The following is a 19,704-nucleotide window of genomic DNA, read 5'->3' as shown; positions in this document are numbered from 1 at the left end:
TTACATATGACATATAAACGTAATCGATTCCTATACGCAATGATAACCATCATTGTAATTGTATTAGGACTATACTCAAGAAAAATTGCTCATGTGCTACCACATATTTTGAATACATACTTAGGCGATGCACTGTGGGCTTTAATGATTTTTGTTGGTTTTGGATTTATTTTTAAAAGAGCTCATACAAAAACCGTTGCGTTACTCGCTATATCATTTTGTTATATTATTGAATTTAGCCAACTATACCATGCTAGTTGGATCGATCATATTCGAGAAACAACTTTAGGCGGATTGATATTAGGTTATGGCTTTTTATGGAGCGACTTATTAGCTTATGCGATAGGCATTGGAGTAGGTGTTGTAAGTGAACTGTTATTTGTAATGATTCGCAAACCTAGTAATCTTACATAAACTAGCCTCTTATTGTTCTACCTTAATTTTCGGTTTTATCTTTTTATCATCAGCAGTCCTTCTTCATTAATCAACCATGCAGGAAGTTGCCAATTCATAACGAAATAAATGATTAAAGGAGGCAGTATATATGTACATTTACCATAACGGACTCATTATTCGCGAAGGAACGAAAGGAATACCAGCTTCCGCTGTGAAGTGTTTGTTTCAGGATGCTGGTTGGATTGGAAATCATACTCCTACATGGCAAGATGAACGCTTCACTTTAATATTCGAAAACTCTACTTGGGCTTTTACAGTATGGGATCATGAGGAAATGATTGCGATGATACGAGTTATATCAGACCAAATTATGGCTGCTATGATTATGGACGTAGTCGTAAAAAGTGACTATAGAGGACAAGGAATCGGTAAAAAGCTTGTAGAGTTATGTTTACAAAAACTCCCCCATGGTGATTGGTTTACGAATACCTCAGCAAATAACTTTGATTTTTATAAAAAATGCGGATTTGAAGTAAAAGATCTTTCTCAAAATGGTGCTTGTGCATACTATGGATTTACAGAAGCAAGAAGACAAGGACACAGATGAAATGAGAGGAATCAAAATGTTACATACCGTACACTTTTGATTCCTCTCATTCTCTACTTATCTCTTACTTACAATTCCCAAAATAACTTTAAATTCATTACGGTTCTTTTTCATTTTCTTAAACCCTTCTTTTGTATCTATAATGAAACAAATTTTCCCTACCCAGCACCTCATATACGCTGATTCAAAATGAATTGGTTTCACAATGCCACGCTGCTCCGTTTCAGTTCCATCCTCATATTCTATTTCCGTCCTTACAAGCCACTTATTTCCGATCCCAAACTCAATATACTTCAATTGCACTTCTCCCTGTTAAAATGTTTATAAATTTATAGATTAACATAATTATATTATGTTAACTTTTAGTTTCTTATATTCTCTCTTAAACATACTACTTGTTCTATGGATGAAATGTGGAATCCTTCTTTTATTACTCATTCACAAACCATAACAGTTCTATTTAGAAAACAAACTAGCTCTGCTTCTATGTAAAGTATAAATTACAATTTCAATTAAAGAAGCCTATACACCCCATCACAATTAGTACCTGACCAAGTTATAGCATAAATACAAGTGTTAGTTAATGTCTTTCCATCTGCCGATAAATCTTCATTCTTTAGTATTCCTTCTAACTCAAATCCTAATTTTTCAGGGATAGAGCGACTTTTAAGGTTTGTGGATTCACACCTAATTTCAATTCTTTTAAATTGAATTTGGTTTAACCCAAAGTTGGTTAATTCTTTTACTGCTTCTACCATATATCCATTTCCACTAAACGGTGTGTTAATCCAGTATCCAATTTCACATTTAGGAATGTCCCAGTCTATTCCTTGAATGCTTGCTGTTCCAATAAAATCATTAGTATCTTTATGAAAAATAAGAAAACGAAAACTCTCCCTTTTTAAAAACTTAATATGCGCTTCTCTCAAGTTGATTTCTGTTTCTTCAACAGCAGGAATGTTCTGTGCAAAAGGTAACCAAGCTTTTAATTCATTAAAGGAATTTTTTATTGCTGCATTTACAATACTTCCGTCCCCAGATTGTAAGGGCGCTCGTAGTATTAGTCTTGCTGTTTCTATTTGAGATGGAACGTCTAATAATATTGGATTCATTACAATACCCTCTCCTTTTATAAACTGACTCCCTAATTTTGATTAAAATTTAAACAATAAAAAACTCCCACCCCCAAGATTATGAATCTTGAGGACGAGAGTTGTGCTCATCGTGGTACCACCTCAGTTTATCGATATGTCACCATATCAACCTCTTCGGGTACGGCAAATTGCGTATACCCTATCTCTATAACGGAAGAACCCGTCGCATTATCCCTAATCATCTTAGTTCCGTACGAAGCTCCAAGTCTTTTTTCATTAAGAACGCTATCTCTCCTTCTCAGCTACTGGAGTTCTCTGTCACATAGCATTTCTTAATTACTCTTCTCTTCATCGCTATTACTATTTCCTATTATTAATTGCATTAATGATAATCAGAAAATTGATTATTGTCAAATATTTATGGTTGTTAGTAGTAACAAGTTTCATCAAATGTTACTTTAACAATTAAAGAAAATAAAACTACACGTGTAGAAACCTTAATCAAAGTTAAATAGTAAGATATATACATCAATTAAAAAACCGACATAAAACCCCTCTTTTTAGGTGGGAGAGAGCATCTGGCCATGCATAGAAGCGATTAGGGGCCTTTTTATGCCACATGTGAAGTAAAAACAGAAAGAGCAAACGAGTGTAGGTTACTTTTTATTCTGCATAGCAGGGATTTAGATGTCGAAAAATTAAAATGGATTTATATAGGTACAACAATGTACGAAATCCTCCTCTTATACTAGAGGAGGATTTCATCAAAAATATAAAGTGAAACTTTAATCAGTGGGGGTTCTTCATCCCCCACTAATTATTAGTTGAACCAATCGGGCTTTTACGGGCAGGTTATCTCCCGCCTAACTTCTCTGCTTTCGCCGAATTTTGAGGTGGGAGTATTACTGCCCGTTAATGCGGGATAAAGGTGACATTACTCCGAACAAGTATGTAATGTTTTCATAATCTTATCTGCCGTATTCTTTCCATTCCCTATGCAAGCTCCAATGCCTACACCATAATATGAAGCACCAGCTAAGTAAACATTTGGAAAAGCAGCTGACAATTTCTCATTCAAAGATTGAACTGCCTGATTATGTTCTAAATGATAATTTGGCATTAAGTCTTTCCAGTTTGTAACTTCAACAATCTGCGGCTCACCCTGAATTCCAAGACTTTTTTTAATATCAGATAAAGCAACTTGAATGAATTCTTCTTTACTATTATTTTTAATCTTTTCATACGCTGGATTTGAACTTTTATAAAACATTCTTACTAATAAGTTTTGTTTATTTGATGTATGCTTCCATTTCCTACTTGTCCATGTACAAGCATCACAATATAAATTACCATTTTCTGAAACAATAAAGCCTGTCCCATCTGCCGGTAATTGATTATCAGGTATTTCAAATCCTAAATAAATACTAATAAGAGATGAATTTTTGAATTTATTGAAATCACTGTTTAATTCGGCAGAATTTAGTACTGCTTGTGCAATATCGTGAGGAGCAGCTAAAACAATGTAATCCGCCTTTAGTTTCTCTTGATTCGAAAAAGAAACTTCATACCCATTACCGTATCTACTTACATTTGTCGTTGTTACTCCTTTTCGTATTTCCGTCTCAGTCAACACCTCTTCTAACCGATTAACAATCGTAGAGAGTCCTCCTTTGAACGATAAAAACTTTTTATTTCCAGCTGCCTGGAATTGTTTTTTGTTCACTTCAAACCCTTTAATAATACTGCCGTATTTATTTTTATAGTCAAGTAAATATGGTAATGTAGATGCCATTGTAAGTTCATTTAATTTACCGGAATATACCCCTGAAAGGACAGGAGAAATTTGCTTCTCAACTAATTCTTTTCCTAAAAAGCTTTCTAAAAATAAAGCAAGCGATGTATCTTTCGTAAAGCCTTTGTTTTTAGTAATAAAATCTTTCAGTGCAATAATTTTCCCTTTCGTTGAGACTAACGTACTGCTAAACAACGACTCTACACTTGTAGGGATTCCAAATACTGTATCAGCGGGAATAGGATGTAACGTATTCTCTGAATAAATGTAAGAAATACCAGTTTCGTTATATACCATATCATCTTCTAGATTCAGTTCTTTTACAAGGGGCATCACATTTTCATTTCGAGCAACAATTGAATCTGCTCCTGTTTCCATAATAAAATCATTTTCTTTTACACTGTGAATTTTCCCGCCTAAATATTCCTCTTTTTCTACAAGGATCAATTTTAAATCTATATTGTAATCCTTTTTTAATCTTTCTAAGTAAAAAATAGTAGAGAGTCCCGTAATACCTCCACCTACGACAACAACTGTTTTCATACCTACTGAGCTCCTAACCGATACTATAAATTGATAAATTTCTTTATTATTATACCCAAAAGTTAGCTTTCTCGACTAGCAGCTTACACAGTCTGTAAAAAATTAGACAATATATACGAACACATTTCAGGTTGATTATGATGTACTGGGTGATTAGGCAAAAGGAATAACCGCAATATGACAACTCTTAACTTATAAAACTTCTAAAGCATCTCTTATATTACTCACACAATTATTGAGTGAATATTCTTTATCATCTTATACAAAATTTAGTAAATCATTAAAACAAGTGATAAGTCCAGTTATGTATAAAACATAACCGGACTTATCACTTAAAATAGGTAACTCCTTTAATCATTTTTTACTAGGGCAGCACTCCTCAACTCTCTTTTTAATACCTTTCCTAAAGCATTTTTTGGTAATTCCTCAACGAATATTACTTCTGGTATTTTATAGCTCGCTAATTTTAACTTACAGTGCTGAATAATATTTTCTTCTGTTAGTGATGTGTGGATGTCTTTCACGATATAAGCTCTTGGAATTTCTCCCCAAAAATCATCTGGAATTCCAACTACTGCAACTTCTAACACACCACTTATTTCATGAATTACTTCTTCTACTTGATCTGGATATACATTATCGCCACCATGTACAATGACATCTTTGTATCTTCCCATTATATATAAGCATCCGTCTTCATCCAGCATCCCGGCATCACCCATGTAAAACCAATTATTCTTTACTACTTTTCTTGTTGCCTGTTCGTTATTCCAATAACCTTTAAACATATATGGACTTTTTACAATAATCTCTCCCACTTCATTCGCAGGTAATTCCTCTCCTGTCTCTGGATGAATAATCTTTACCCCTACATGTTTAATAGGTTTTCCTACAGAAGAAATTTTTTCTTTCGCCATATCTGGTCTCCATGAACTTACGATCCAACCTTCTGTACTTCCATATCCTTGTACCATAAAGATTCCTTTCTCCGCATACTTTTGTATAAGAGTTTCAGGTACTTTTGTTCCACCACTTTGTGCTACTTTGAAAGAAGGAATATTACGTTCTTTTTTATTTAATTCATCAAGCATATAACTGTACACAGCTGGAAACGCAAGCATAGTTGTAATCTTCTCTTTTTCAATCGTATCCCAAATGAGACTAGGATTTGAATCAGATAGAAAAATCATCGTGATACCGTAATAAATACAATTTAATATAGAAAGTACACCACTCATATGAAAAAGTGGATGTACAGAAAGAAAACGTCCGCCTACTGGAACCTCCCTTTGGCCTGCAATTTCCGTAAAATAATAATATAAATTTTTATGGCCAATGACACATGCTTTCGCATTTCCGGTTGTTCCAGAAGTAAATAAGAAAATCGCATCGTCATCTTCATGAACTTCTACCATTGGTTCCGTCTTCGGCTGGTCTTGTAATCGTAATTCAAATGAATTTGATACTTCCATATTTTTTTCAGTTTCTAGTACATGTTGAATTTCTTTTACTGCTTCAACTTTAGATAAAACTTCGTTAAATTCAGCATCATAAAATAATACCTTTAGCTTCGCTTCTTTTACAATCGTTTCTAATTCATAAACAGTAAGTTGATGATTAAAAGGTATGAGTACGGCACCGATTTTTAAGCTTGCCATCATAATCGTTGGAAACGGATGATTATTTTTACATAAAACACCGATACGATCTCCTTTTTGCACACCGCTGTTTAACAAGTAATGCGCAAGCTGATTTACTCGTTCGTTATATTCTTTAAATGAATATCTTGCCCCTCCACCAACAAGTGCTTCAATACTTGGTGATTGTGTTGCTCGTTTTTGTAATAATTGTTGCATTGTACGCAAGAAAAAACACCCCTTTTTATTTTCAGGACTTTATTTTACTATATTAATTATTAATTTACTAAAGATTAAATTTAGTGAATTTAATTTAATCAAAAAAATATCCCTTTACCTAGTAGATATATTGACAACGTTATATCATAATGCCCCTTCGTTTTTAGGAACAATAATTTCTTAAGTTGATGGATGCAGGGTCCCGCCCTATCCCCATCAAGCTGACAAATAAAAATACCCCAAAACAAAAAGAACTCACTATGTAAATATATACATAGTGAGTTCTTTTTTATTATTCTTCCATTTTTTCGGCAATCGCCAAATTACGTAAATAATCCAATAAAGGTTGCACTTCCTGCGGAGCTGTTACATCGGTAAATGAAAAGGATTTTGGCTCTTTTCCATCTTCTATCCTTAGCTGATAAGAAAAAGCATCCGCTCCATTGATTGTAACAACCTCTAATTCACTTGGTTTAAGATTTAAAATATTAGCTTGCTTGATTAAATCAAGTAATTCCTTAGCTATTTCCTTTGGTAACTCGACCGTATTTGTCTGAAAGGTTAAATGGAGATTAGCGATTCCCCCGATACAGCTAAATTGGATATGCATATGAATATTAAGCCTCCAACTTCATGATAAAGAATATGTCTAAGAAGGTATTCCCACCGTTTTAAAAGCAGATTCTACTGTTTTTGCAGCCGTTTTAGGAACTTCTCTACTATCAACAAGTTTTTGCGCTGCTTTAATTACGATTTGTGCAAATTGATTGAAGTTTGTAGTTGTAAATAAATTTTGTATTGCATTATACCATATCAAAGCTGCCTTATCTGTTCCAATCTCCATAGATACAAGATAAAACACCTTGTTTGGTATGCCACTATTGATATGAACACCATGGTGATCAAGATCTCCTTGATAATAGTTTTTCATATGATCAGGTTGCATATCCTTACCCATTAGTTGGTTATCAAATGCAGTACCAGGTGCTTTCATTGAACGAAGGGCTTGTCCTTTTAGTGTTGGTCCCATTATATCAGCACCAATTAGCCAATCCGCATCTCGCGCTGTTTCCTTTAAATAAGATTGCTTAATTGCTATTCCGAACACGTCCGAAATATGTTCATTCAAAGCTCCGGGTTGTCCTTCATACTCTAATCCGTTAGTAAATTGAGTAATACCATGTGTAAGTTCGTGCCCAATAACATCGAGTGAATTTGAAAAACTTGTGAAAATAATTCCATCTCCATCACCAAACACCATTTCATCACCGTCCCAATAGGCATTTTGAAAGTTGTGCCCATAGTGAACATTCAGAATGATATCTAGTCCATTGTCATCAATAGAATTACGGTGAAACACATTCTTAAAATAGTCACGCACAATTCCAGCATAATCGTACGCATGGTTAACCACAGTATCCCCACTTGACCTGTCTCCTTCTTTTCTAACCTCATTCACTCTAAGTTTTGTCCTCCCTTTGCAATCGTATACATGGCGAGATGACTCACCTCGCGTTCCTGTTCCAACATCAGTTAAGGCGACAACACCATCAATATCATATTCTTTCAAAATTCTACGCTTTCGAACTTTTAGACTTTTCTCTAAAGTAATTCGTGCTGCTTCTACTTCATTTTGTGCTAAATTCTCCAAAATATAGTTAGGTACAATAAAACATTTGCAATTATTATGCGTACACCGTTTTGTATGCAAGTTTTACACCCCTTCCTAATAGTAGTAAAAACAACTCGATTAGCTTTCTCTTATTACATTAAGTTGAAACACTTTTTAGTAGAGCTTTTCTAATATCCTAATCTTGCTCGTATATAATTCTTCTACTATTTATATAGTGATTCCTTGTTTCTTTCCTACTTTATATAAACATCGTGACTTTATTTCAAACCCATAAAACCGAAATCTGTATTCCCACGAGCAACTATGGAGAGATGAAATTTTCATTTTGGGAAACAGGAAATTTCTTAACTTGATAGCGATAGGGTCCCGCCCACATTTTAATGAAAATATATGCTAAGTAAATTTCGATATGAAAACTCCCGCCACGTACCTCTTTGAGATTTTCGATAGATCCGAACAATTTACCGACATTTAATCTTATGCTTGTTTTTGGAAAACGAATGTACTTATCTTGGAGTTTACACACTTGATTCGTGAATACAATTTCTTTCATAGATGATTTGATATATCTTGGAATGCGAGGTCTACCCGTAAAAGTGGAAGGATGTTTCATATATGCCTTGATGGATGCAAAAAATGATTTCCAGTTTTGATATAACTTCTTCATAACCGCTTGATTCGTTTGCGCTGGCAAGTTCATATAATCTTGTTGTTTCATTGTTTTAAACAAACAATCTAGATAGTTATACGATAGGAATGATCTCTCTTTTGTAGGGAATGCAAACAAATTACACTTGATTTCGTTCCGTTCTTCTACAGGTTTTTCTTTCTGTTTTTGCACACGTTTTTGGTACGCACGAAGTTGATTTTCATTCATGGTTTCGATGTACATTTGTAATGTATGGAGGACTTCTTGTTGAAGTGGCTGTAATGGTTTACCAGCATGTAAGGCCGTATATACTTGGCGAATATAGAAATTCGTTGTATTGTAGAGATTTTTTGCATTTTGACACATTTCCATGAAGTAGGCGTACAATTTGTGACCTTGCTTAATCCAAATTTGATAGGTTGCATATTCTTTTTCTTTCGTCATGATTTTCACCTCCCTCTCCTCTTTCCTTCATGATACTACAAAACGCCAAAAAAGAACATACATTCGTATCAATACCAAAAATTTTTTATGAATGTAATGGCAATTCATCCCCACCTTAAACCGGGCTATGCCCTGCGCGTTTTGAAGGTGGGGTTTTCTTGCTCATTTTCCGATAAAACGAGCTGATTTTTTACTCTAAGAAAGTTTATAGGCTCCCATCCCAGTAGTGAAATATGTTTTAGCAATTCCTCATTGAAATCATACTTACTCAAATAAACGATATTCCATAAAGGCTTGATGGCAATGGAGCGGGACCCAAATTAAAGTTTTTTAAACCTAATTGGACTTACCATTAAGAGAGCAAGGATTAAGGTAATCCATGCATTACTATATGAAAACAAACTCATACCGGCCAATGGTAATCCAGCAGCTGGGATAGGTAATCCCTTAAAATATCCAATGGTTGGTTTAACACTAAATTTAGCTAATCTTAAAGCACCCATCATTGGAAAAAGGATAAATGCCAAAGAAGTTAAAATAGATGGTGCTGCTATCGAATGAAATAGAAGTGCAGGAGCAACCCCAAAACTAACAATATCAGCTAAGGAATCCAATTCTACGCCAAGTTCACTATTCACTTTTAATTTTCTCGCAATCCTTCCATCAAGAAAATCTAAAACAGCCGAAAAGAAAATAAAAATGGAGGCTACTTCCAAAAAGCCACTCATATTCAAGGTAATTGAAAAAACACCGCACAATAAATTTCCAAGCGTAAATAAATTAGGTACAGCTTTTACTATCCGATTGAACAAGGTTGTCCCCCCTAAGTTGATCAAACTTCCTATTTATGTAGCATTTTCTATATATTCTTCCGTTATTCTTAATAAATACATGACCACTTTACGCTAAGCAAATTTCGACAAGAAAAAAGCCGATTTTCCTGTACGTTAAGGAAAATCGGCTTTTCATTATTCTAAAGGAAGATCGTACTTATTTCATTTTTTATCGTATTTTCATCATTAATAAAAATCATCTTACCCTACTCACTGCTTTCCTTACAAACATATATTTAATTTTGTTTATAAACATCTGCCGCCAACTCTTCCAGTAAAGGCTCGTCTATTACTTCAAAATAACTTCCCTTCTTTTCTAACGCTCCTTTATCACAAAGAGTATTTAATGTTCGCAGTAAATGTCGATAACTCGTCCCTAATAGCTCCGATACTTCAGTTAAATTCCCTTGAAATATCATTGTTTTTTCTCTATCCTCAACCTTTTCACTTGTCGCAAGAATGTAACTCGCTAATCGGCTCTCAAGTGGATAAAGTAAATTAATAGAGCTATTTTGAGCAAGTCTAGCTAGTTTATGGGCTAAAGAATCACAAATAAAGCTTAAAAAAGTTGCGTCATGAAGTAAACGTACTCTAATTTTTTCTAGTGGGATTCCAATGCAATATGAGTCCTCTATCAGTTGAACATTTGAAAAAGTTTTTTGAGAACGGACCAATTCTACATCTCCGATTACTTCAAATCGATTATAAAAAGTTAATAATAAAGATTTACCGTTACTTAAAGTCGTATATACCTTCGCTTTTCCTTCTACAAAGAAGTAAAGGTAAGAAAGCGTTTCATTTTCTCTACATATGTATTCATTCTTTTTAAATAACAACAATTCCATAACAGATTTTATATCGCTACTGAAAAATCCCTCAATATTATTCTTTTGAATATACTCATCTAACTTATGCGGATCATATATTTTTTTCATAAATCCTCCAAATCCCCTCTTTACTATGACATATGTCATAATACCCCTTAATCCAATCATGATAAATTATGATTAAAATTGCAAGGAGGAAACGCTATGTACAAATTACTTTCCGCACTTATTGGTGCTTTTATCGCACTTATGCTTCCATTAAACGGCATCTTAGCAGAAGTTATAGGAAACTATAACGCCAGCGTTCTTATTCATATTGTTGGATTAATTGCGGTTATTATCATTTTACTAGTTGGTAAATTTAAAATTAAGATTCACAAAGGAATCCCGCTCTACTTATATAGCGCAGGAGCTATTGGAGTGTTCACCGTACTATTTAACAATATTAGCTTTTCGGAGCTTGGTGTATCCTTAACAATCGCTTTAGGCTTACTCGGTCAATCGATTACTTCTATTATCATCGATCATTTCGGATTATTAGGAATGAAAGTTGTGAAGTTTGAAAAAAAGAAAATGGTCGGCCTACTACTTATTGCTTCTGGAATTTTTGTCATGAATATTTTTTAACGGAGGGTAAATGATGTTATATATATGTATTGCCATTTTAGCTGGATGTTCCATTGTAATCGCAAGAGTAATTAATGCAAACTTAGCAACTCAAATTGGAATTTTCCAAGGTACTTTTTTCAACTATATCACTGGTCTAGCTTTTTCTTTTCTATTTTTAGTTTTTAGTAATGAATCTTTTAATATGTCCTACACGACATTGCAATCCATACCGTTTTTCGCTTATTTAGGAGGATTAGTAGGTGTTATCGTAATTGGATTATCAAACTATATTATCCCTAAAATATCTTCCTTCTATTTGACATTACTCATTTTTATTGGTCAATTAAGTATGGGAATTATCATTGATTTTTTCAATTCACATGAACTATCGGTTGGTAAGATCGTTGGAGGTTTATTAGTATTAATGGGACTCACATATAATTTAATCATTGATCGAACAGATATATCTGTTCAAAATAAGAAACAAGCCTACTGAGGCTTGTTTTTTATTTTCATATTTACTCTGTCTTATTTAATAACTTCTTTTCCACCCATGTATGAGCGCAATACTTCCGGAATCATAACTGACCCATCTTCTTGTTGGTAATTCTCTAAAATCGTTGCTACTGTGTGCCCTACCGTAATCCAGAACCATTTCATGTATGCGCAAATTCTGGTTTTGCTCCTTGTGTACGACCAAAACGAATACCTGCACGGCAAGCTTGGAAATCTTCACAGTTTGAACAAGAAGAAATTTCTCGATATGTTCCATAGCTCAGTAACCATACTTCAATATCATATGTTTTTGCAGATGGGAATGCCATATTGGCTGTACATAATGTAATTACTCGATAAGGTAATTGCAGCAATTGTAATACTTTTTCCGCATTAGCTGTTAATTTTTCTAATTCGTCGTATGATTCTTTTGGTTTTGTATATTTGACCATTTCAACTTTTCTTCAATTAAAGCGCCCGATTGTTGAAGATCATTGCTTATTCAATATGAGCACCCGTTAATTCTACAAGGGGTTTTGGCAGAAAATCGCAGTTTTTCTGCCAAGGCCCCTACAATAAATTAATTTAAATTTATCGATTTATATTCTTTGTCATACCAATGGTAAATTTCTTAAATCCAAAAGTTTCATAATATGTTTCCAAACTTTCTACACACATAAGTTGAGGAATTACTCGATTTTGCTCACAATGTTGAATAATTCGATTCACCATTTCTTTTCCGATTCCCTCAGACTGATAGCTTGGTAGCACACACACTCCACATACAATTCCAGTAATTACACCATCCGAAATAACACGTCCCATACCTACTAATTGTTGCTTATCAAAAGCATATATTGCATACCAACTTTGATTACACATTTGTTCCAATTCATTAACTGTTAATTTAAGTGAATTCCATCCTAAAGATTCATATAGGGTCAGTAATTGCTCAAAGTTATCAGGGGGCTCAATCGTATAATGTATAGATTTTTCCATATAATCACCTCCTGGATTTTGTATATTACATTTTAACATCAACACATGAATTTATATTTTCACATAGCTTCTTCCATTAACTTGTCCCCGTTACTTGAAGAAGAAACCGCATTATCATTGTTCCAGTAACGCATCCGATTGTTAAACCATCCAACATTGTTTGCGAACTACGAAGTAAAGGCTAAGTTTATTTGCTTTTATTTTTACCAAATTTCTCATTACCACGTTTAAAGTTACCCGTAATTTTAGCTAACAATAACTGTACTTCAGTTATATTATCTTCAACTTCTTTGATTCTTGCTATAAGACGCTCTGCCTCTCTATCCTTTACAATTTTAATTTGTTTACCTCCGTAATAGATTACTACCGTTCCTTTTTTCGTTATTTGATAAGCAAAAGGTTCTTTACTTAATCTGTTTCGTTTATCTATTTCGCTCACTGCACCGTCTCCCTACTTATTTTAGTTTCGAACATTACATTCAAAAAAATCAGTTTGTTCACTTGTTTTCTTTTAATATTTTATTCACAGTTTGTGTTAACTACGACATAAAGAGAGATGGATTTTCATTTCTCTTCTTACATTAAATGGCCCTTTAATGGAATAACATAACTTGCGGTTTTAGAGATTGTTTTATCAATCACATTAGTAGGTGAAGATTGTTTCCACGATGTAATAGTTTTATAAGTACTAACCATTAAACATTAATTTTCAAATACCTAGAATTAAAAGGCATAGTATGCATAGCAGCATAAGAAATAAAAGGGGTAAAGAAAACTTTAGTATGGAGGGAATACCCCATGCCCATCAAGTTAAGAAAATAGATTACCCCAAAACGATAAAAATGATGTGTAGAGATAATAAAGTTATTTAATTTACAAAAAAATCGTTTAAAAAATATGTTAAGTGACAATAAAGTTGTTTAAAAAATACCAATCATTGTATTCAACAATCGAGCGTTTTTTCTTGATGTATCGGGTCAGATTGTTGAGTAACTTATTTTCAAAATAAATTGATTATTTATGTTTAAATTTATAGAGGAGATTGTGAATAAATGTACTTAAACTAAAGGGGCAGGATAGTTCAATAAAGCCCGTCCTGTTTCGCTTCCCTGGCCTATAACTTGAATTGGTACTCATTTATATTAACCAAAATGAATATCTATTGTTGAAACTATATTAACTAGGGAGGAATCTTCATGGGATACTTTGTTACCGTAGAGTCAGGTGTGAATTTATATGTAGAAGATATTAACCCCGGGGGAAATAAGACCATCGTATTTTTACATGGCTGGCCGTTAAGCCATAAACAGTTTGAATATCAGTTTAATGTTCTTCCTGCTATGGGCTATCGCTGTATTGGTATAGACTGGAGGGGATTTGGCAATTCGGATAAACCAATGAGCGGCTATACTTTTAACAGACTTGCAGATGATATCCGCACAGTAGTTGGTACACTTCAAATAAACAATTTTACTCTTGTGGGTCACTCTACCGGTGGGTCTATCGCAATTCGATATATGTCTCGTCACAATGGTTTTAGGGTATCAAAGCTTGTTCTTATTGATGCGGCCGCTCCAATTGGATTTACCGCAGAAACTGCTAATAACTACCTTAAAGAAACCTTAAATGATCGGCCTAAAATGATGCAGGACGTAACAGATGGCTTTTTCTTTCAGTATATAACTAAACCATTTTCGGACTGGTTTTTGCAAATGGGGCTACAAGCAGCAAGTTGGTCGACAGCTGCTATTATAACTACATTAAGAGATGAGAAGCTACATGCGGATCTTCCAAAAATTAATGTTCCTACTTTAATCGTTCACGGCATTCATGACAAAGTTATTCCATTTGCACAAGCTCAGGAACTAAATGAAAAGATAAGAAATTCACAGCTTGTTCCGTTTCAATATAGTGGTCATGGCCTTTTCTGGGAAGAACGCGAGAAATTTAACCAACTATTGGCACAATTTATTTAGTTAAAAATTTGACCTAAATTCAAATAAACAGAGGACGATAGCGTAATAATCGAGTACGCTTTACGGACAGTAAAATATTTGCTGTAATTATTAGACTCAATACAGTGTTGAACAAAAAGATATGTTAGTTCAACCAGCTAATGGGCTGCAATTATAATCATTATCTTAATCTTCCGCAAAAGAGTGCGATTGTTAATTAAAACTTAGATTTCAAACGACTTTATTGTTATATTTTTTAGTGTAGTGAAGTATCTCGCATCGAGATTAAACAACTATATTTTTAACCCCGTCCCAAATTTAGAACGGGGTTATGCTTGTTTGAGCTTTTAAAATTAAATAACTTTATTGTCATTTTACAAATGAACTTCTTTGCTATAAAAGACAACAAATTTTCGTTTTGGGGGCATTATAAAATTTTAACTTGATGGCGATGGGGAATACCCCTATATTAATAGAAATAAGTATGGTTATAATTCCCAAATCATTTAACATTTAAAAGGAGGTAAAAACATGAGTGAACAGATACTGAAAGTAAATAAAGTAGATATATGTACAGAAAGTTTTGGAAATCCTAAGGATCCTGCTATGCTTTTAATCATGGGAGCGATGTCTTCATTAGACTGGTGGGATGAGGACTTCTGCCTCCGCCTTGCAGATCAGGGGAGATTTGTCATTCGGTACGATCATCGTGATTTGGGACGATCCGTCACTTATGAACCTGGGACTTCTAACTATACAATAACGGACATGGCTGACGATGCGGTTGGAGTCCTGGATGCTTATTCCATAGAGCGGGCCCATATCGTTGGAATGTCCCTGGGCGGTTTGATTGGTCAGATTCTTGCCCTGAGATATCCAGAACGCATATTTACGCTTACCCTAATTGCATCAAGTGTATTCGGAACTGAGATGGAAAAACTGCCTCCAATGGATAAAAGCATACTGGATTACCATGCGAAAAGTTCTTCCATAGATTGGTCAAATCGTGAGGCGGTCATTTCCTATCTGGCGGGTGGATGGAAAACTTTATGTGGTTCCAAACCGTACGAGGAGGTAAGAATATATAAACTGGCGGAAAGAGAGGCTGCCCGAGCTAAACAGCTGCCGAGCAGATTCAATCATGCCATGCTGCAAGGCGGAGGCGAGTATTACGATAGAATGGGTGAGATCGGCGTACCTGTCCTCATTATTCATGGCACAGCAGATCCAGCTCTCCCATACGAGCATGGACTTGCTCTTGCGAAAGCTATTCCCCATGCTGAATTAGTAACTCTTGATGGATCAGGTCATGAGATTCATAGTGAAGACTGGGACCAAATTATAGACTCAGTTGTAAGTCTTAGTTCGCGATAAAAAATTAGTGATTTCACTTTTTATATTAAAAGATACCTTATTAAATTTTATACCTGTTGTATACTAGCCAATCTATATGAAGTGCGCAAAAACACCAATCCCTTATGGTTCAAGGGATTGGTGTTTATTCATATTTTATCGTTTATACAGTTTTATACATTGTAGATGAATCGAAGTTTTTGGTTTTTTCAGAATCCTGTTAGCATGAAAAAATCAAGTTTCATGTAATCTCTTATTCAATATTATGGCCCTTTAATGGAACAACTCTATTATCACTCAACAGTTTCTTAATTAACCATGAAAACGGTTTAACTTTTATAAACAGTTCATCTTTTTCAAAACGGTTCAACTTTATTTCAAGGATACAATAGCAGCATGATTATTCCGATTTTAAAGTACGTAATGGTAGTTTAATAAACTAATATATTAACGAATTCTAGCCTTACGGAAGCCATCAAATACACTGATTGCTGTAAATAAAATAAAGATGAAAATTCCACCGCCAACTATCCATGTTTCAAATTGATTAGCTGTTATGGTAAATAAATTAGTCATATACGTAATAAAATCTTGGGTTATCACGTTCGGATTTGTTACTATAACAATGAATACAATGGTTGCGATAAGCTGGAGTGCAGCATTACAAATTGCAATTCCTTTTGTCCATTGCCCCTTTAATAATTTATAAAGAGCTAATGCTATTTCGAGACCAATTACAACAAGAACGATTGGCCAATATCCAAGTAAAACTTCCTGATTAAAAGTTGGGGTCACGAATTCAAGTACGTCTCTACTGCGTTCATATACACCTACAAGATGATTTGCATAAAAATAAAAAGTTGACCAAATCGCAGTCCACATTAAACTTACAAATACTTCGCCCTTTGAAATCGCTTTTTTCTTAGGAATATTATGGATATTTTTCAAATCATCAGGTGTCCATTTTTTAAAGCTTGCTGTTAATGGCTCCTCATCTCTTCCTTTATCTGCTCTTTCCAAAATAGCAAACACAAGTGTTAGCCAAAAGAATACGTGGATCCCTACTTCAATGATGCTCCCTATTCCTTTGCCTATAAGACTAAAAACAATACTTATAACCGCTTGTTCTCCACTATATCCAATAAAATGTTCGGCAATCACCGAGATTAACGAAATGACAGCGGCAATCGGTAAAATCATTTTTAGTAGCGTCACATATCCATCAAAATAGCGGGGACCAATTAAGTGCGTTGGCCAGTCTCGATAACCATTAGCCATTGTGACTGGGCTCCCTAATTTTTCAAGAACCGCCTTTACATCTTCTTCACTGTAATCATCAGGCAGCATATCCTCTATGGTTGACCGTAACTCTAGAGCAATATCCTCACGATTTTTTTCAGGTAGCCTCCGAGTAACTTCTTTTATATAAATCTCAATCAGATTCATCGTCTTCCTCCTTTTTTAATAAGCTATAGAGCTCTTTCGAATTCTTAAGCCATTCCTTTTTTAACTGTAAAAAGATCTCCAATCCATATTCACTTAAAACATAAAACTTACGGGGTCTACTCTCAGATGTATCCCAACTACTCGTCACTAATTCCTGTTTTTCTAATCGGCGAAGCAATGGATATAAGGTACTTTGTTCAATGGTAATGCCTGATTCCTCCAATAATTGAACAAGTGAATATCCATACTGGGGTGTTCGTAATTGACTTAAAACGGCTAATGTCAACGTTCCTCTCCTAAGCTCTGTCATCAATGAATTCAATAACGTACTCATTCACCCACCTCATTTTTTATATACTATATGTCATACAGTGTATACTTTATGCTATGCATCATACAGTATTGTTGTTACAACATTATTTGAAATTAAATGCCCTTTTAAGAAATAACAAGAAAAATTGTAAGAAAGGTACATAAAAAAACAACATTTGCATTCAAACGCTGTTTTCTCTATCATTTCATTATTTTGGTTTACTTTATCGAAAAATTGGCAAGAAAACTCCATCTTCAAAACGTGCAGGGCATAGCCCAGTTTAAGGTGGAGATGAATTGCCATCGCATTTGTAAAAATATTTTCGCTGTATTACGAATATATGTTCTTTTCGGCTGTTTTGTAGTATCATGAAGAAAAGTAGGAGGTGAACATGATGACAAAAAAAGAATATGCAACCTATCAAATTTGAATCAAGAAAGGTCATAAATTGTACGCCTACTTCATGGAAATGTGTCAAAATGCAAAAAACCTCTACAACACAACAAACTTCTACATTCGCCAAGTGTATACGGCTTTACGTACAGAGAAAACGTTACAGCCCCTTCAACAAGAAGTTCTCCATACATTACAAACACATATTGAAACCATGAATGAAAATCAACTTCATGCATACCAAAAACGCCTGCAAAAACAAAAAGAAAAACCTGTTAGCGAACAGAAAGAAATGAAATGTAATCTGTTCACATTACCAACAAAAGAGAAATCATTTCTATCCTATAACTTTCTAGATTGTTTGTTTAAAACAATGAAGCAACAAGACTATATAAACCTACCATCACAAGTGAATCAAGCCGTTATGAGAAAGCTTTACCAAAACTGGGATTCATTTTTTGATTCCATGAAAAAATACAAAAAACATCCTTTCACTTTTACTGGCAGACCTCGCATTCCCAACTATATCAAATCATCTATGAGAGAAGTTGTATTCACGAATCAAGTATGTAAACTCCAAGATAAGTATATTCAGTTTCCAAAAACAAGCATAAAATTAAATATCGGTAAATTGTTCGGACATATCGAAAATCTGAAAGAGGTACGTGTTTCTCCTGCTTATGGAAAGTTTAAAGTGGAAATTGTAACAGAACAATCCGATTCAGTACTTAAGTATGTAGACAATAATCGCTATATGAGTATTGATTTAGGAATCAATAACATTGCAACTATCATAACGAATACAGGGGCTACTCCTGTGTTAGTAAAGGGCAATGTCATCAAAAGCATGAATCAATACTACAACAAGCAAAAGGCTTATTTAACGGGTATTCTTCGTCATGGAAAAGAACCAAAAGAAGGGCCACACACATCCAAGCGTTTAGAGAGGTTGCATGAGAAACGGTTTCTCAAAATAAAAGATTTCTTTCACAAAATCAGTTACCACATTGTTCATTTTGCAGTTCAACATGAGATTTCTATGATTGTGATCGGGAAAAATACATCATGGAAACAAAACAGTGATATGGGAAACCGACAGAATCAATCCTTTTGCCATATCCCGCATAATCTACTCATTGAAATGATCACCTATAAAGCAAAACGAAAAGGTATTACTGTACAAATAGTGGAAGAATCGTATACAAGCAAGGCATCCTTTCTAGATAATGATGCGATCCCTACTTACGGTGAGGAAGACATTCCTGTATTCAGTGGGAAACGGATTAAACGCGGCTTGTATCGTACAAAGGAGAACAAACTACTGAACGCAGATGTGAATGGTTCCTATAATATCTTAAAAAAAGCAGTTCCAAAGGCATTTGCCGATGGGATAGAGGGGTTGTGCCATCAGGCAGCTGTGTCAACTCCACTCGTGTTAAGCATCTCTTGAAGGTGATACACGAGAAA

General features: G+C 34.4%; 20 protein-coding genes, 1 pseudogene and 1 other annotated feature. Of the genes and pseudogenes, 7 read left to right on the top strand and 14 right to left on the bottom strand.

Annotated features, from left to right (window positions below):
• Window positions 1–6 precede the first annotated feature (6 nt).
• Both CN326_RS17300 and CN326_RS17295 read left to right on the top strand, forming a co-directional pair.
• The gene (locus tag CN326_RS17300) at window positions 7–414 is read left to right on the top strand and encodes a ribosomal maturation YjgA family protein (protein ID WP_098310219.1); all 408 of its coding nucleotides are present in this window, start codon (window positions 7–9) and stop codon (window positions 412–414) included.
• A gap of 130 nt (window positions 415–544) precedes the next feature.
• Window positions 545–1,003: a GNAT family N-acetyltransferase gene (locus tag CN326_RS17295; RefSeq protein WP_098310218.1), complete on the top strand. Its 459-nt coding sequence runs from the start codon at window positions 545–547 to the stop codon at window positions 1,001–1,003.
• Between the two features lie 57 nt (window positions 1,004–1,060).
• On the opposite strand, the gene CN326_RS17290 is transcribed toward CN326_RS17295, so the two are convergent.
• From CN326_RS17290 to yeiL, 9 genes are all read right to left on the bottom strand, one after another.
• A complete protein-coding gene (locus CN326_RS17290) occupies window positions 1,061–1,300 on the bottom strand; it encodes a DUF3977 family protein (protein ID WP_098310217.1) in 240 nt (79 codons plus the stop codon).
• A 215-nt stretch (window positions 1,301–1,515) separates the two neighbouring features.
• The gene (locus CN326_RS17285; RefSeq protein ID WP_098310216.1) at window positions 1,516–2,115 is read right to left on the bottom strand and encodes a GNAT family N-acetyltransferase; all 600 of its coding nucleotides are present in this window, start codon (window positions 2,113–2,115) and stop codon (window positions 1,516–1,518) included.
• An 87-nt stretch (window positions 2,116–2,202) separates the two neighbouring features.
• Window positions 2,203–2,458 (bottom strand) — a binding site (T-box leader).
• Between the two features lie 573 nt (window positions 2,459–3,031).
• Window positions 3,032–4,432, bottom strand: coding sequence for a protoporphyrinogen oxidase (locus CN326_RS17280; RefSeq protein WP_098310215.1), 1,401 nt, complete (start codon window positions 4,430–4,432; stop codon window positions 3,032–3,034).
• 350 nt (window positions 4,433–4,782) lie between these two features.
• Window positions 4,783–6,297, bottom strand: coding sequence for a class I adenylate-forming enzyme family protein (locus CN326_RS17275; protein WP_098310214.1), 1,515 nt, complete (start codon window positions 6,295–6,297; stop codon window positions 4,783–4,785).
• A 283-nt stretch (window positions 6,298–6,580) separates the two neighbouring features.
• Complete coding sequence (locus tag CN326_RS17270) at window positions 6,581–6,898, bottom strand: protealysin inhibitor emfourin (protein WP_098310213.1); 318 nt, start codon at window positions 6,896–6,898, stop codon at window positions 6,581–6,583.
• 39 nt (window positions 6,899–6,937) lie between these two features.
• The gene (locus tag CN326_RS17265) at window positions 6,938–7,999 is read right to left on the bottom strand and encodes a M4 family metallopeptidase (protein ID WP_098310212.1); all 1,062 of its coding nucleotides are present in this window, start codon (window positions 7,997–7,999) and stop codon (window positions 6,938–6,940) included.
• A gap of 223 nt (window positions 8,000–8,222) precedes the next feature.
• Window positions 8,223–9,014 carry a hypothetical protein gene (locus CN326_RS17260; protein ID WP_098310211.1) on the bottom strand — a complete coding sequence of 264 codons (792 nt, stop codon included), beginning with the start codon at window positions 9,012–9,014 and terminating at the stop codon, window positions 8,223–8,225.
• A 320-nt stretch (window positions 9,015–9,334) separates the two neighbouring features.
• The gene (gene pssA / locus CN326_RS17255) at window positions 9,335–9,826 is read right to left on the bottom strand and encodes a CDP-diacylglycerol--serine O-phosphatidyltransferase (RefSeq protein ID WP_098310210.1); all 492 of its coding nucleotides are present in this window, start codon (window positions 9,824–9,826) and stop codon (window positions 9,335–9,337) included.
• Window positions 9,827–10,083: 257 nt separating this feature from the next.
• Window positions 10,084–10,782 carry a transcriptional regulator YeiL gene (gene yeiL / locus CN326_RS17250; RefSeq protein WP_098310209.1) on the bottom strand — a complete coding sequence of 233 codons (699 nt, stop codon included), beginning with the start codon at window positions 10,780–10,782 and terminating at the stop codon, window positions 10,084–10,086.
• 96 nt (window positions 10,783–10,878) lie between these two features.
• Between yeiL and CN326_RS17245 the strand changes: the two genes are divergently transcribed.
• Both CN326_RS17245 and CN326_RS17240 read left to right on the top strand, forming a co-directional pair.
• Window positions 10,879–11,301 (top strand): DMT family transporter, encoded by a 423-nt coding sequence (locus CN326_RS17245; protein ID WP_098310208.1) that lies wholly within the window; start codon window positions 10,879–10,881, stop codon window positions 11,299–11,301.
• Between the two features lie 13 nt (window positions 11,302–11,314).
• Window positions 11,315–11,779 (top strand): DMT family transporter, encoded by a 465-nt coding sequence (locus CN326_RS17240; protein WP_098310207.1) that lies wholly within the window; start codon window positions 11,315–11,317, stop codon window positions 11,777–11,779.
• A 32-nt stretch (window positions 11,780–11,811) separates the two neighbouring features.
• Here CN326_RS17240 and CN326_RS17235 read toward each other — a convergent pair.
• The 3 genes and pseudogenes from CN326_RS17235 to CN326_RS17225 all read right to left on the bottom strand — a co-directional run.
• Window positions 11,812–12,239, bottom strand: a pseudogene (locus tag CN326_RS17235) (aminoacyl--tRNA ligase-related protein); the annotation flags it as partial.
• 130 nt (window positions 12,240–12,369) lie between these two features.
• Window positions 12,370–12,777 carry a GNAT family N-acetyltransferase gene (locus tag CN326_RS17230; protein ID WP_098310206.1) on the bottom strand — a complete coding sequence of 136 codons (408 nt, stop codon included), beginning with the start codon at window positions 12,775–12,777 and terminating at the stop codon, window positions 12,370–12,372.
• A 187-nt stretch (window positions 12,778–12,964) separates the two neighbouring features.
• A complete protein-coding gene (locus tag CN326_RS17225) occupies window positions 12,965–13,216 on the bottom strand; it encodes a hypothetical protein (protein ID WP_098310205.1) in 252 nt (83 codons plus the stop codon).
• A 757-nt stretch (window positions 13,217–13,973) separates the two neighbouring features.
• Between CN326_RS17225 and CN326_RS17220 the strand changes: the two genes are divergently transcribed.
• Complete coding sequence (locus tag CN326_RS17220) at window positions 13,974–14,753, top strand: alpha/beta fold hydrolase (RefSeq protein WP_098310204.1); 780 nt, start codon at window positions 13,974–13,976, stop codon at window positions 14,751–14,753.
• A 510-nt stretch (window positions 14,754–15,263) separates the two neighbouring features.
• A complete protein-coding gene (mleCBF, locus tag CN326_RS17215) occupies window positions 15,264–16,106 on the top strand; it encodes a CBF family alpha/beta fold macrolide esterase (protein ID WP_098310203.1) in 843 nt (280 codons plus the stop codon).
• Window positions 16,107–16,532: 426 nt separating this feature from the next.
• Here mleCBF and CN326_RS17210 read toward each other — a convergent pair whose 3' ends face one another.
• Both CN326_RS17210 and CN326_RS17205 read right to left on the bottom strand, forming a co-directional pair.
• Window positions 16,533–17,531, bottom strand: a complete 999-nt coding sequence (locus CN326_RS17210) for an HAAS signaling domain-containing protein (protein ID WP_098310202.1) — start codon at window positions 17,529–17,531, stop codon at window positions 16,533–16,535.
• Entirely contained in the window at window positions 17,518–17,865 is a 348-nt protein-coding gene (locus CN326_RS17205; RefSeq protein ID WP_098310201.1) for a PadR family transcriptional regulator, read from the bottom strand. The genes CN326_RS17210 and CN326_RS17205 overlap by 14 nt, the downstream gene beginning before the upstream one ends.
• Window positions 17,866–18,274: 409 nt before the next feature.
• On the opposite strand from CN326_RS17205, the gene CN326_RS17200 reads away from it, so the two are divergent.
• Window positions 18,275–19,687, top strand: coding sequence for an RNA-guided endonuclease InsQ/TnpB family protein (locus CN326_RS17200; RefSeq protein ID WP_255258151.1), 1,413 nt, complete (start codon window positions 18,275–18,277; stop codon window positions 19,685–19,687).
• Window positions 19,688–19,704: the final 17 nt, after the last annotated feature.

The organism is Bacillus sp. AFS018417 (assembly GCF_002560985.1).
In the GTDB taxonomy this organism is placed as follows: domain Bacteria; phylum Bacillota; class Bacilli; order Bacillales; family Bacillaceae_G; genus Bacillus_A; species Bacillus_A rhizoplanae.
The sequence above is the reverse complement of the archived record's forward strand: the minus strand, read 5'-3'. Positions and strand labels throughout refer to the sequence as shown.